This window comes from Pseudomonas sp. ATCC 43928, from assembly GCF_005938665.2.
Classification (GTDB): domain Bacteria; phylum Pseudomonadota; class Gammaproteobacteria; order Pseudomonadales; family Pseudomonadaceae; genus Aquipseudomonas.
In genome coordinates, this window is sequence record NZ_CP041753.1 from 705,428 (window position 1) to 719,911 (window position 14,484).

Consider the following 14,484-nt stretch of genomic DNA (forward strand, 5'->3'; position numbering starts at 1 on the left):
AGTTTAGAGGAACAGGCCGGGGCCGGGGCGACTTCCTTCGGGGAATCTGACGCCCACTTTCCCAATCTTGTTCCCTTCCATGACCGCGACGGTCCAGAGGGTGTTGTTCCACTCCACCTGGTCACCGACGACTGGAGCGCCGCCCACTTTCTGGGCAATGAAGTGGCCGAGGGACATGTTCGGATCGATGCCCTCGACTTTCAATCCGTACAGGGCAGCAACCGCGCCCAGCTGGGCGTCTCCTTCGAGTACGAAGTCGCCGAAGAAGCGCAAATCCAGCCCCCGTTGCGGTGCCTGGCTGAAGAGTTTTCCGAGGGCCGGAAGGTTGTGTTCATGGCCGATCACGCAGAGCAAATCATCGACTTCGAGCACCGTACTACCCGACGGATGGAGCAGTTGCTGGCCACGAAACAGGGCCGCGATACGTGTGCCTTCGGGCATTTTCAGCTCGCGAAGGGGTGAACCGATGCACCATTTCTCGGCACCGAGGCGATACACGAACAGTTCCCACTCGCTGGTGACATGCACTTCCAGCGCCGATCGGGAGATCGGCAGGGGCTCCGGCGGGACGGTCACTTTCAAAAGCTTGGCGACCCACGGCAGGCTTGTGCCCTGCACCAACAGCGACACCAGCACGATAAAGAACGCCAGATTGAAATACAGTTGAGCATTGGGCAGCCCCGCCATCAGCGGGAACACCGCCAGAATGATCGGTACGGCACCGCGCAGGCCAACCCAGGAAATGAATGCCTTCTCGCGTCCATGGAACGCCTTGAAAGGCAGCAGGCCAGCCAGCACCGACAGCGGACGGGCAAACAGAATCATCCACAGCGCCAGGCCCAGCGCCGGCAAAGCGATCGGCAGCAGGTCATGGGGCGTGACCAGCAGCCCCAGCACCAGGAACATGCCGATCTGGGCCAGCCAGGCCATGCCGTCGAGCATATGCAAAATGCCGTGACGGCTGCGTACCGGGCGGTTGCCGATCACCAGGCCGCACAGGTACACCGCCAAAAAGCCGCTGCCGTGCAGGGCGTTGGTCAGGGCGAACACCACCAGGCCGCCGGCAATCACCAGAATTGGATAAAGGCCGGTGGCCAGGTGGATGCGGTTGACCAGTTGCAACATCAGCCAGCCACCGCCGAGGCCGATGACGCCGCCAATACCGAACTCACGCAGCAAGTGCCCGAGCAGGCTCCAGTGCAGGCCGGTCTGGCCGCTGGCGAGCATGTCGATCAGGGTGACGGTGAGAAATACTGCCATCGGGTCGTTGCTGCCGGATTCGATCTCCAGGCTCGCGGTCACCCGCTCGTTCAAGCCTTTACCACCGAGCAGCGAGAACACGGCCGCGGCATCGGTGGAACCGACGATGGCGCCGATCAGCAGGCCCTGAATCAGGTTCAGGTCGAACAACCACGCCGCCGCCATCCCGGTCAGCCCGGTGGTGATCAACACCCCGACCGTGGCCAGCGACAGCGCCGGCCATAACGCCACGCGAAAACTCGCTACCCGGGTGCGCAAGCCGCCGTCGAGCAGGATCACTGCCAGGGCGAGGTTGCCGACCAGATAAGCCGTGGGGTAGTTATCGAAAATAATTCCGGCGCCGTCGACACCGGCCGACATGCCCACCGCGAGGATGATCACCAGAATCGGGATCCCGAGGCGCGATGAAAGTGAGCTCACCAGAATGCTCGCACCTACCAGCAACGCGCCGATCAAGAACAGGCTGTTGATGGTCGTCGCATTCAAGGGCAGTACTCCGGAAGCGTAAAGGCGGGCGCAAACTGACCATGCAGTCCGCGTGCCAGCGATTCTAACCTGTTGAAATGTGATGCTGTCAAAAAGCTTTTGACGGCGATCATCCCCTGTGGCGAGGGGGCTTGCCCCCGTTGGGTCGCGCAGCGACCCCAAAGCCGGCGCTGCGGTGCGCCAGGTTCAACGCGTGGGTCAATTGCGACTGCTTCGCAGCCGAACGGGGGCAAGCCCCCTCGCCACAGGGGGGAGCCGTTACAGGCTAAACCGCCCAACCATGTTGTTCAGGTCCAGCGCCAGGCGCGACAGTTCGTTGCTGGCCGCACTCGTCTGGTTGGCACCGGTGGCCGATTGCACCGACAGGTCACGAATGTTCACCAGATTGCGGTCCACTTCACGGGCCACTTGCGCCTGCTCTTCGGCCGCGCTGGCGATCACCAGGTTGCGCTCGTTGATTTCGACGATGGCGCTGTTGATGGTGTCCAGCGACAGGCCGGCACCGCGCGCGATGTTCAAGGTCGACTCGGCGCGCTCGGTGCTGTTGCGCATCGAGTCCACGGCGTGTTCGGTGCCGCTCTGGATGCTGCCGATCATGCGTTCGATTTCGCTGGTCGACTGCTGGGTGCGATGGGCCAGGGCCCGCACTTCATCGGCAACCACCGCAAAACCACGACCGGCTTCACCGGCACGGGCCGCTTCGATGGCGGCGTTCAACGCCAACAGGTTGGTCTGGTCAGCCAGGCCGCGAATCACGTCCAGCACTTTGCCGATGTCTCGCGACTCGTTGGCCAGATCGCCGATCAGGGTGGCGGTGCTCTGCACATCGGCGCTCATGCGTTCGATGGCGCTGACGGTCTCCTGTACCAGGTCACGACCGTCGCCCGCCGAAGTGGTGGCGTTTTTCGAGGCTTCGGAAGTGCTCACGGCATTGCGCGCGACTTCTTCCACGGCGCTGGTCATTTCGTTGACGGCGGTGGCGGCCTGTTCGATTTCGTTGTTCTGCTGGGTCAGGCCGCGGGCGCTTTCGTCGGTGACACTGTTGAGTTCTTCCGCAGCGGATGCCAGTTGCGTGGCCGAACCGGAAATCCGTTGCAGGGTGTCGCGCAGTTTGTCCTGCATCTTCTCCATGGCGGCCAATAGACGACCGGCTTCGTCTGCACCGTCAACCGTGATCGGGCGTGTCAGGTTGCCTTCGGCGATTTCTTCGGCGGCGCTCAGGGCGTTGGCGATCGGTTTGGTGATGCTGTTGGTCAGCAGCCAAGCGAACAGCAGGGTCAGGCCGGTGGCGATGACCAGCAGGGTCACCACCAGGTTGAAGGCCGAAGAGTACTGGTCGGCGGCTTGCTGGTTGGTGTCGATGGTCTGCTGGGTGTTGATCTCCAGCAAACGGTTGAGCGCGGCGTTGGTGGCTTCAACGTTGTTCAGTAAATCGGTGTTGAGCAGCGTGCGCAGTTCGTCGACCTGATTGTTGCGCGACAGGCTCTTCATCCGATCTTCGATCTGGCGGTACTGACCCAGCAGTTGCACATACTGATCATAGGCTGCACGTTCCTGCGGGCTGGCGATCAACTTTTCGTAGCTCGTCTGCGCCGCTCGGATCTGCTGGTTACGGGTTTCCAGCAGCTCGATGGTTTTCTGCTGGACGTCCGGCTCACGATTCACCAACAGGCGATAAGACAGCACACGCAGGCGCAGGGTTATCTGAGTGAGTTCGTCGAGGCTTTTGATGCTCGGTACGCTGTTCGAGGTGATCTCTTCGGCGGCGCTGCGAATCTTGCTCATCTGGTTCAGGGCGAACACACCCAGGATCAGCATCATGGCGCCAATCAGGGTGAAACCGAGGAACGCCCGCGGTGCGATATTCATATTTCTTAGGGACATGGTGTTCACCGAAAAAAGCGCCTCCGTGCGAGGCTGAGACTGTTGTATGGATGACTTATCGGTCATACGACTAAAGTCTTGAGTCGCTGCGCGTATTTGTCGCAGAAGGGCCGCGACGACGAAGTGCAGGAACCAGAGCCGTCAATCGCAGTCTTTAAAGTTCGCGAGGAAGGTCGACCGCCAGGAAAATCAAGGCCTTGCGCCTGCATACCCCTGGCTTCCACAGTGACTTTTCTTTATCGTACGCGCCCTTTGAAAATGCCCGGAAATCAAAATGTTAGAAGCAACCCTAAGCCAATTGGAACAACTGGTCAGCGACCTGGTGCAACAGAACCAGGCGCTGCTCGGCACCAATCAATCCCTGAGTGCGGAGCTGGCCCAGGTCAAGGATGAAAACGAAAGCTTGCAACTGAGCCTGATGGAACAGGAAGAGAAACAAGGCGCCACCGTTGCACGCATTCAGGCCTTGGTTGAGCGCGTCAGCGCCGGCCCTGTCAGCGCATGAGTTACGGCGCCGCAGGGGTAAAAGTCGTCTCGATTCTGGGTGAAGACTATTCAATCAAGGCGCCGGCCGGGGAAGAGCAGACCCTGCTGGACGCCGCCTTAATGTTGAAGGCCGCTCTGGCCGAGACCAAAAAGAAATACCCGGCACTGATCGGTGACCGCTTGCTGGTGCTGGCGGCGATGAATCTGTGCTCGCAGCAGATCGAAATGCAAAAGCGTCACCAGCAGGAACTCGACCGTTACCAAGAGCAAGTCAGCGCCACGGTTGAAGTGATCGCCAAGACGATCAATCAGGCCTGAGCGGCTTTGCGCACAACCAAAGAATAAATTGTCGATTTAGTTGTATACAATCGGCATGGCTGTTGCAGTGTTTCAGCCTCTTATTCTTTGGGGGTGCTCCATGCAGTTCTGGCGACGCAGTATTCAATGGCAGTTGATCCTGAGCATGGGCACCGCCCTGCTGGTCAGTATTCTGATCGTGGTTGGCATTTATACCCTCGTGGTCAACCGCCTCGCCCAGCGCTATCTGGTCGAGCAGGCGTTACCGTCGAGCATCGAAGCGATGCGCAACGACATCGAGCGCATCCTCGTTCAACCCCTCACCGCCGCCAAGGACATCGCCAGTAACAGCATGGTGCGCGACTGGTTGGCCGGAGGCGAAAACACTGCCCAGGCCGCTGCTTTCGTCAGTTACCTGGAAGGCATCCGCGCTGAGCACAAAGCCTTTACCGCGCTGATCATCGGTGCCGCTTCAAACCATTACTTCACCGAAAAAGGCCTGGACCGCACACTCGGCCGCTCCAATCCCAATGACGCCTGGTTCTATTCGTTCCTCGACAGTAATCAACCGCGCACCCTCAATATCGACCATGACACCGCCACCGGTGAGTTGGCGCTGTTCATCGACCTCAAAGTCGAGCAGGCCGGCAAAGTCGTGGGCGTGGCCGGGCTGGGCCTGAGCATGAAAGAACTGTCGGAGCTGATCCACAACTTCAACTTTGGTGAGCGCGGCAAGGTCTATCTCGTGCGCTCCGACGGTTTGATCCAGGTTCATCCCGAGGCGCAGTTCAGCGGCAAACGTACGCTGGTCGAACAGATCGGCGCCTCGGCGGCGCAAGCGGTGATGACCTCCACCGCGTCTGGCAGCAGCAGTTTTGCCCGCGATGGCGAAGAGTTTCTGGCCTTGAGCCTGCCGCTGCGTGATCTGGGCTGGACCCTGGTGGCCGAAGTGCCGCAGTCGCAGATCTACGCTGAAGCTCGCCGGGCGATGTGGATGAGCGGCGGCATTGGTCTGGCGGTGGCGTTGGTTTGTCTTTTATTGGTGGTGTTGCTGGCTCGTGGATTGGTGCGACCGATTCGTCAGGTAACAGCGGCGTTGGTTGCCATCGGTAGCGGTGGTGGAGATTTGACCCACCGGTTAGATTCCAGCCGCGCCGATGAGCTGGGTGACCTGGCTCGCGGCTTCAATCGGTTCCTGGAAAGTCAGCGCGAGATGATCGGCGAAGTGCTGACCACCAGTGAACATTTGCGCACGGCAGTCAGTCAGGTGGCGCGGGTGGTGGACAACACCGCTGAGCGTTCCGGACGTCAGCAGGAAATGACCGACATGGTTGCCACCGCCGTTCATGAGATGGGCCTGACCGTGCAGGAAATCGCCCAGAACGCTGGCAACGCGGCGGTTGCTTCGCAAACCGCGCGGGATGAAGCGCTGCAGGCGCGGGAAGTGGTGGGTGGGTCGATTCGGCATATAGAAAGTATGTCTGACGAAATTGGCGTCGCCGCCGGAGCGGTGGGTGAGTTGGCCCTGCAGGTGGCGTCCATCGATCAAGTGCTGGCGGTGATTCGCGGGATATCCGAGCAGACCAATTTGCTGGCGCTCAACGCGGCCATCGAAGCGGCGCGGGCCGGGGACATGGGGCGCGGCTTTGCGGTGGTGGCCGATGAAGTGCGGACCCTGGCGCGGCGGACTCAGTCGTCCACCGACGAAATTCAACAGATGATCGGCAGCCTCAAGCAGGGCGCGGAAAATGCGGTGTCTTCAATGCACGCCGGGCAAGCGGCGACCGGCACGGGGGTTGAGTCAAGCCAGCGCACCGGGGCGTCGTTGACGGCGATTACCGGGCAGGTCGAGCACATCAGCGACATGAACCATCAGGTGGCGACGGCGACGGAAGAGCAATCGGCGGTGACGGAAGAGATCAACCGCAATGTGCAGGGGATTTCCGATTTGGCGCGGGCGACGGCGGGTGAGGTCAGGGCTTGTCGTGAAGACTGTCAGACGTTGCAGCGCCTGGCCGATGATTTGGCGCGGCAGATGGGTGGGTTCAAGTTGAGCTAACTGATCATTCCCACGCTCTGCGTGGGAATGCAGCCCGGGACGCTCCGCGTCCCTTCCGCGGCCGTGACGCAGAGCGTGGGAACGATCGGTGTCAGCGGGTCAGAACCACTCATCCTGCATGCTCAGACACACATCATCCCGCGCCTCAAGAATCGCCAGTTCATGGTGGCAACCCGGCACTTCCCACGTCAGGAAATACCGCGCCGCCTGTAGCTTGCCTTTATAGAAGCTCACATCCACCGCATTACCCTTGGCCAACCCTTCCTCGGCACGAATCGCCTGTTCCAGCCAGCGCCAGCCGATCACCGTATGACCGAACACTTTCAGGTACAGCGCCGAGTTCGCCAGGCTGCTGTTGACCTTGCCCTGGGCCAGATCAGTCAGCAGGCCGATGGTCACGGTTTGCAGGCGAGCCACCAGTTTCTCCAGCGGTTCACGCAATGGAGTCAGCGACTCATGCGCCTGCGCCCGCTCGGCGGTGTCGGCGATCAGGCGGATCAGTTGCTTGAGCCCCGCGCCACCGTTTTGCGCCAGTTTGCGCCCCAGCAAGTCCAGCGACTGAATGCCGTGGGTGCCTTCATGGATCGGGTTCAGGCGGTTGTCGCGGTAATACTGCTCCACCGGATACTCGCGGGTGTAGCCGTGACCGCCGAGAATCTGGATCGCCAGTTCGTTGGCCTTCAGGCAAAACTCCGACGGCCAGGATTTGACGATTGGCGTCAGCAAATCCAATAGCTCGTGGGCCTGTTTACGCTTGGCTTCGCCTTCAAGCGTCGTGGTGTCGTCGAACAGCCGCGCCGCATACAAACCGAGGTCGAATGCGCCTTCGACGTAGGCTTTCTGGGTCAGCAGCATGCGTTTGACGTCGGCGTGCTGAATGATTGCCACCGGTGCGGTGGTCGGATCCTTGCTGTCCGGCACCCGACCTTGCGGACGCTCGCGGGCGTATTCGAGGGAATACAGATACCCGGCGTAACCCAGCATCACCGCGCCCATGCCGACGCCGATCCGCGCCTCGTTCATCATCTGGAACATGTAGCTCAAGCCATGGTGCGGCTTGCCCACCAGATAGCCGACGCACTCGCCGTTATCGCCGAAGTTCAGCGCAGTGGAGGTGGTGCCGCGCCAGCCCATCTTGTGGAACAGCCCGGCCAGCAGCACATCGTTTCGCTTGCCGAGACTGCCGTCATCGTTGACCAAAAACTTGGGCACGATAAACAGCGAGATCCCCTTCACCCCGGCCGGAGCGTCCGGCAACTTGGCCAACACCATGTGCACGATGTTTTCCGACAGCGGGTGATCGCCACCGGAGATGAAGATCTTGTTGCCCTTGAGTCGATAGGTGCCGTCGGACGCCGGCTCGGCGCGGGTACGAATATCCGACAGTGATGAGCCGGCGTGGGGCTCGGTCAGCGCCATGGTGCCGAAGAAGCGACCGTCGATCATCGGTTGCAAAAAACGCTGCTTCTGCTCATCGGTGCCGAAGCTTTCAATCAGGTTGGCCGCGCCCATGGTCAGGAACGGGTAGGAGGTCGATGCCGCGTTGGCCGATTGAAAGTGCGCGAAGCAAGCCTGGGACAGCAGCGTAGGAAGTTGCATGCCGCCGGCATCGAAACTGCGCGCGGCGTTGAGGAAACCGGCTTCGAGGAAGGCATCCACCGCCGGTTTCACTTCCGGAATCAGAATCGCCTGACCGTCCTCATAGCGCGGCTCGTTCTCATCGCCCTTGCGGTTGTGCGGGGCGAAGAACTTCTCGGCGATATTGCGGGCAGTGCCGATGGCGGCATCGAAGGTCTCGCGATTGTGCTCGGCGAAACGCTCACGTTGGGTCAGGCCCTCGGCATCAAGGACTTCATACAGCTCGAAAGCCAGATTGCGGGAACTGAGCAACGTCTCGGACATGGCGGCCTACCTTTATTTGGGATGGACCGAGTCTAGGCGTGGGAATAGAGGCTGAACAGGATGATTGATAACGGTGATGGAGAGGCCAAAAAAATGGGCGCCGACGAGGGCGCCCATTTTTATGTTGCTGACGGATGATCGTTCCCACGCAGAGCGTGGGAACGATCACGAGGGAGTTAACCGATGGTCATCAGACTGGCGTTACCGCCCGCCGCGGCGGTGTTTACGCTCAACGCCCGTTCGATCACCAGGCGCTCCAGCGCAATGTTGGTTTCACCCTGGGACAAACCATGAACCCCGACAATCGCCCCCGCCCGCTTGGCCACTTGCTGGCACACCGCGCGCAGCTGATCGGAATGGCCATGATGCAGGACGGCATCAACCACCACTTCGTCCTTGGTCCAGTCGGCCACCCGCTTGATCCGTGCCTGCACTTCTTTCGGCAGACGTGCGAACAAGGCCTTGCCCGGTTCCGCGTCCGGCCACACCGCCGAGCCGCCGACGGCCAATACCGCCGCCAGTTGAGTCAGCAGATCGCCTTCGACGTCCGCCAGGCACAGTACGTGTTCGCGCGGCAGGATGGCGTAGCTGTTGCGCTCGCCGGTCGGGCCGGCCAGCACGCGAGTGATCCCGCTTTGCGATTGCGCCGCGAACTGCACGCACAGGGCGCTCAGGTCCGTGAGCTTGTTGCTGTCGGCCCAGGCTTGCAGCGCGGTCAGCGGTTTGCTCATGGCGTCACGCAGACGCACGTCCGGCGCTACGATAGCGTCGCCGCGAGCGAAGGATTGTTCGATCGCATCGGTAGGACGCGTCGACAGCAGACGGTACAGGTACAGCGGACCGCCGGCCTTCGGACCGGTACCCGACAGGCCTTCGCCACCGAATGGCTGCACGCCGACCACGGCACCGACGATGTTGCGGTTGACGTAGACGTTACCGGCGTTGACGTTGTCGATCACCTTGGCGATGGTTTCGTCGATGCGAGTGTGCACGCCGAGGGTCAGGCCGTAGCCGGATGCGTTGATCTGGCCGATCAGTTGGTCGATGTCTTTGCGCTTGTAGCGCACCACGTGCAGTACCGGGCCAAAGATTTCCCGTTGCAGCTCGTCGAAGCTTTCCAGCTCGATCAGGGTCGGCATGACGAAGGTGCCGCGTTTGACTTCTTCGCTGTTGGCGATCGCCACCTGGTACACGTTGCGACCTTTGTCGCGCATGGCCTGGATGTGTTTCTCGATGCCGGCCTTGGCTTCGGCGTCGATCACCGGGCCAATGTCCACGGACAGGCGCTCTGGATTGCCAAGACGGCATTCCGCCATGGCGCCCTTGAGCATTTCGATGACACGATCAGCGGAATCTTCCTGCAAGCACAGCACCCGCAGCGCCGAGCAGCGTTGACCTGCACTGTCGAAGGCTGACGACACCACGTCGATGACGACTTGTTCGGTCAGTGCTGAGGAGTCGACGATCATCGCGTTCTGGCCGCCGGTTTCGGCGATCAGCGGGATCGGACGGCCCTGGGCATCCAGGCGGCCAGCGATGTTGCGTTGTAGCAAGCGCGCGACTTCGGTGGAGCCGGTGAACATCACGCCTTTGACCCGATCGTCGCCGACCAGACGGGCGCCGACGGTTTCGCCACGGCCCGGCAGCAGTTGCAGCACGCCTTCCGGAATCCCGGCTTCGAGCAGCAGACGCACGGCTTGAGCGGCGACCAGCGGGGTTTGTTCGGCAGGCTTGGCCAGTACCGGATTACCAGCGGCCAGTGCGGCAGCGACTTGGCCGCTGAAGATTGCCAGCGGGAAGTTCCACGGGCTGATGCACACCACTGGGCCCAACGGGCGGTGGGCGTCGTTGGTGAAATCGTTGCGCGCCTGCACCGCGTAATAACGCAGGAAGTCCACGGCTTCACGCACTTCGGCGATGGCGTTGGCGAACGTCTTGCCGGCTTCGCGAGCCAATAGGCCCATCAGCGGCTGGATCTCGCCTTCCATCAAATCGGCGGCACGTTCCAGGATCGCGGCGCGTTCGGCCGGCGGCGTGGCCTGCCAGATCGGCGCAGCATTCAAGGCGCATTGGATCGCGTTGTCGACGTCTTCGACGGTGGCTTCCTGCACATGGCCCACCACGTCACGCAGATCGGAAGGGTTCAGGACTGGCGCAGGGCTTTCAGTGCTGGAGGCGCAACCGAGCATCGGCGCGGCTTTCCAGTTGTTGTGCGCGGTGGCCAGCAGGGCGCACGACAGGGATGCCAAACGGTGTTCGTTGGCCATGTCGATGCCACTGGAGTTGGCGCGCTCGGCACCGTACAGGTCACGTGGCAGCGGGATGCGCGGGTGCGGCAGGCCGAAACCGCCTTCCAGCGTCGCCATCTGCTCGATGCTGGCCACCGGATCGGCCACCAGTTCCTGAATCGAAATCGACTGGTCGGCAATGCGGTTAACGAACGAGGTGTTCGCGCCGTTTTCCAGCAGACGACGCACCAGATACGCCAGTAGGGTTTCGTGGGTGCCGACCGGAGCGTACACGCGGCACGGACGGTTCAGCTTGCCTTCGGACACTTTGCCTACAACCTGTTCGTACAGTGGTTCGCCCATGCCGTGCAGGCACTGGAACTCGTACTGACCGGGGTAATAGTTCTGGCCAGCGATGTGGTAAATGGCCGACAGCGTGTGGGCGTTGTGCGTGGCGAATTGCGGGTAGATGACTTCCGGCACCGACAGCAGTTTGCGCGCGCAGGCGATGTAGGACACGTCGGTGTACACCTTGCGGGTGTACACCGGATAGCCTTCCAGGCCTTCGACCTGGGCGCGTTTGATTTCGCTGTCCCAGTACGCGCCTTTCACCAGGCGGATCATCAGGCGATGACGGCTGCGGCGAGCCAGGTCGATCACGTAGTCGATCACATAAGGGCAGCGCTTCTGGTAAGCCTGGATCACGAAGCCGATACCGTTCCAGCCGGTCAGTTGCGGCTCGAAGCACAGGCGCTCCAGCAGATCCAGCGACAACTCGAGGCGGTCGGCTTCTTCGGCGTCGATGTTCAGGCCGATATCGTATTGCTTGGCCAGCAGGGTCAGCGACAGCAGGCGCGGGTACAGCTCGTCCATCACGCGCTCGTACTGGGCGCGGCTGTAACGCGGGTGCAAGGCGGACAGCTTGATCGAAATGCCCGGGCCTTCGTAAATCCCACGACCGTGGGAGGCTTTGCCGATCGCATGGATGGCTTGTTCGTACGAGGCCAGGTACTTCTGGGCGTCATGTTCGGTGAGGGCGGCTTCACCCAGCATGTCGTAGGAATAGCGGAAGCCTTTGGCTTCGAACTTGCTGGCGTTGGCCAGGGCTTCGGCGATGGTTTCGCCGGTGACGAACTGCTCGCCCATCAGGCGCATGGCCATGTCGACGCCCTTGCGGATCATCGGCTCGCCGCTCTTGCCGATGATGCGGCTCAGGGAGGAGGTCAGTCCGGCTTCATTGTGGGTGGCGACCAGTTTGCCGGTCAGCAACAGGCCCCAAGTGGCGGCGTTGACGAACAGCGACGGGCTGTTGCCCAGATGTGGCTGCCAGTTGCCGGTGCTGATCTTGTCGCGGATCAGTGCGTCGCGGGTGCCTTTGTCCGGGATGCGCAGCAGCGCTTCGGCCAGGCACATCAGCGCCACGCCTTCCTGGGACGACAGGGAAAATTCCTGCAACAGGCCCTGAACAATCCCGGCACGGCCGCCGGCGCTCTTCTGATTGCGCAGTTTCTCGGCAATCGAGGCGGCGAGCTTGTTGGTGGCCTCGGCCATCGGTGCCGGCAGGCGCGCCTGCTCGATCAGCATCGGCACCACTTCGGGTTCCGGGCGACGGTAGGCGGCGGTGATCGAAGCGCGCAGTACCGATTGCGGCAGGATGCTTTCGGCGAATTCCAGGAAGCACTGGTGTGCGTGATCGACGTGGACCTCGCCGGCCTCGTCAACTTCCTTGCCGTTCAAACCATTCAGCTCGGATAGGGTTGCACCACCCTCGAGTTTTTCCAGGTAATTGAAAATTGCCTGCTTGATCAGCCAGTGCGGCGTGCGATCAATCGAGGTCGCGGCGGCCTTGAGGCGTTCGCGGGTCGGGTCGTCAAGTTTGACCCCAAGGGTGGTGGTAGCCATATTTTTATCCTCATGTTTGCCACGACCGCGTGGCATCAGCTGACGGCAAGATTAGCTGTGCGCTGGTTGAGGTGCAACCGGGTGCAACCCTTTTTTTGCCGGAATAATAAGCAGCTCGTCAGGAAATAAATTCTGGTACACCCGGACCGCTCCTGCTTGGTGCTTTTACTTCTAGCGCAATCCGGAAAACGCCCTAAAAAGGAGCAAAAACCGACTGTTTTCAGGTAAATCCGATTAGGTGCAACTTATTCGAACGAAACTGGTTGCACCTTATTTGCATTGTTGAATAGCATTCGCGGCCAAGGTGCAACCGGGTCAAAAAGATCGGTGCACCGGCTGATGGCTTTCCTGGGGAAACATCAGTCATAAATGCGCGGGCCCCGAATCGTCTGTCAAACGTCATCGTTTGCGAGCGGTTCACCAGCCGCCGCTACATAAAAACAATGCCAGGGCGTAACTCAATGAGCGTAAGCAATCCAACCCTGATCACGTTCGTGATCTACATCGCAGCAATGGTGCTGATCGGCTTCATGGCCTATCGCTCCACCAACAACCTTTCTGACTACATTCTGGGCGGCCGTAGCCTGGGCAGCGTCGTGACCGCACTCTCTGCCGGTGCTTCCGACATGAGCGGCTGGTTGTTGATGGGCCTGCCGGGCGCTATCTACATGTCCGGTCTTTCCGAAAGCTGGATCGCCATCGGCCTGATCGTCGGTGCTTACCTGAACTGGCTGTTCGTCGCCGGCCGTCTGCGTGTGCAGACCGAGCACAATGGCGATGCGCTGACCCTGCCGGACTACTTCTCCAGCCGTTTCGAAGACAAAAGCGGCCTGCTGCGGATCATCTCCGCGGTCGTGATCCTGGTGTTCTTCACCATCTACTGCGCTTCCGGCATCGTGGCCGGTGCCCGTCTGTTCGAAAGCACCTTCGGCATGTCCTACGAGACCGCGCTGTGGGCCGGTGCTGCGGCGACGATTGCCTACACCTTCGTTGGTGGTTTCCTGGCAGTGAGCTGGACCGACACCGTACAAGCCACGTTGATGATCTTCGCCCTGTTGCTGACGCCGATCATCGTGCTGTTGGCCACTGGCGGCATCGACACCACGTTCCTGGCCATTGAAGCGCAAGATCCAAGCAACTTCGACATGCTGAAAAACACCACCTTCATCGGCGTGATTTCGCTGATGGGCTGGGGTCTTGGCTACTTCGGCCAGCCGCACATCCTGGCGCGTTTCATGGCGGCGGATTCGGTCAAGTCGATCGCCAACGCTCGTCGCATCTCCATGACCTGGATGATCCTGTGCCTGGGCGGCACCGTCGCGGTAGGTTTCTTCGGCATCGCTTACTTCTCGGCAAACCCAGCCCTGGCCTTGCCGGTGAGCGAAAACCACGAACGTGTGTTCATCGAACTGGCAAAAATCCTGTTCAACCCATGGGTTGCCGGTGTGTTGCTGTCGGCCATTCTGGCGGCGGTGATGAGTACCCTGAGCTGCCAACTGCTGGTGTGCTCGAGCGCCCTGACCGAAGACTTCTACAAAACCTTCCTGCGTAAAAGTGCTTCCCAGGTTGAGCTGGTCTGGGTCGGCCGTGCCATGGTGCTGCTGGTTGCGCTGATCGCTATCGCTCTGGCGGCTAACCCGCAAAACCGTGTACTGGGCCTGGTCAGCTACGCCTGGGCAGGTTTCGGTGCTGCGTTCGGTCCGGTTGTCCTGATCTCCGTGATCTGGAAAAACATGACCCGCAACGGCGCACTGGCCGGCATCCTGGTCGGCGCGATCACTGTGATCGTCTGGAAACACTTCGAACTGCTGGGCCTGTACGAAATCATCCCTGGTTTCATCTTCGCCAGCCTGGCGATCTACATCGTCAGCAAAATGGGCGCGCCGACCAGCGGCATGCTTTCGCGCTTCGCCGCGGCCGAAAAGGATTTCCGCCTGAACCAGTGAGGGGGATGAGCTGATGCTCTGACCTTTCGCCGAA

At 60.9% G+C, this 14,484-nt stretch carries 8 protein-coding genes and 2 pseudogenes; 5 read left to right on the forward strand and 5 right to left on the reverse strand.

Annotated features, from left to right (window positions below):
- Positions 1-3: 3 nt before the first annotated feature.
- The 3 genes and pseudogenes from FFH90_RS03230 to FFH90_RS30570 all read right to left on the reverse strand — a co-directional run.
- Positions 4-1,746, reverse strand: coding sequence for a potassium/proton antiporter (locus FFH90_RS03230; protein WP_018928579.1), 1,743 nt, complete (start codon positions 1,744-1,746; stop codon positions 4-6).
- Between the two features lie 258 nt (positions 1,747-2,004).
- Positions 2,005-2,877, reverse strand: coding sequence for a methyl-accepting chemotaxis protein (locus tag FFH90_RS30565; protein WP_370695248.1), 873 nt, complete (start codon positions 2,875-2,877; stop codon positions 2,005-2,007).
- Positions 2,860-3,696: pseudogene (locus FFH90_RS30570) on the reverse strand (MCP four helix bundle domain-containing protein); the annotation flags it as partial. The gene FFH90_RS30565 and the pseudogene FFH90_RS30570, both read right to left, overlap by 18 nt.
- A 208-nt stretch (positions 3,697-3,904) precedes the next feature.
- Here FFH90_RS30570 and FFH90_RS03240 point away from each other — a divergent pair.
- The 4 genes and pseudogenes from FFH90_RS03240 (at position 3,905) to FFH90_RS30580 (ending at position 6,472) form a co-directional block, all read left to right on the forward strand.
- Positions 3,905-4,135, forward strand: a complete 231-nt coding sequence (locus tag FFH90_RS03240) for a hypothetical protein (protein WP_018928577.1) — start codon at positions 3,905-3,907, stop codon at positions 4,133-4,135.
- Positions 4,132-4,434, forward strand: a complete 303-nt coding sequence (locus tag FFH90_RS03245; protein WP_007936757.1) for a cell division protein ZapA — start codon at positions 4,132-4,134, stop codon at positions 4,432-4,434. Before FFH90_RS03240 ends, FFH90_RS03245 begins: the two co-directional genes overlap by 4 nt.
- A 145-nt stretch (positions 4,435-4,579) precedes the next feature.
- Positions 4,580-5,608: pseudogene (locus tag FFH90_RS30575) on the forward strand (cache domain-containing protein); the annotation flags it as partial.
- Between the two features lie 132 nt (positions 5,609-5,740).
- Positions 5,741-6,472 (forward strand): methyl-accepting chemotaxis protein, encoded by a 732-nt coding sequence (locus FFH90_RS30580; protein WP_372240860.1) that lies wholly within the window; start codon positions 5,741-5,743, stop codon positions 6,470-6,472.
- 99 nt (positions 6,473-6,571) lie between these two features.
- On the opposite strand, the gene FFH90_RS03255 is transcribed toward FFH90_RS30580, so the two are convergent.
- Positions 6,572-8,374: an acyl-CoA dehydrogenase gene (locus FFH90_RS03255; protein WP_138866674.1), complete on the reverse strand. Its 1,803-nt coding sequence runs from the start codon at positions 8,372-8,374 to the stop codon at positions 6,572-6,574.
- Positions 8,375-8,550: 176 nt separating this feature from the next.
- On the reverse strand, positions 8,551-12,504 hold the full coding sequence (gene putA / locus FFH90_RS03260; protein WP_064615963.1) for a trifunctional transcriptional regulator/proline dehydrogenase/L-glutamate gamma-semialdehyde dehydrogenase: 3,954 nt from the start codon (positions 12,502-12,504) through the stop codon (positions 8,551-8,553).
- A gap of 461 nt (positions 12,505-12,965) precedes the next feature.
- Here putA and putP point away from each other — a divergent pair, with 461 nt between their 5' ends.
- Positions 12,966-14,450 carry a sodium/proline symporter PutP gene (gene putP, locus FFH90_RS03265; RefSeq protein WP_019581897.1) on the forward strand — a complete coding sequence of 495 codons (1,485 nt, stop codon included), beginning with the start codon at positions 12,966-12,968 and terminating at the stop codon, positions 14,448-14,450.
- Positions 14,451-14,484: the final 34 nt, after the last annotated feature.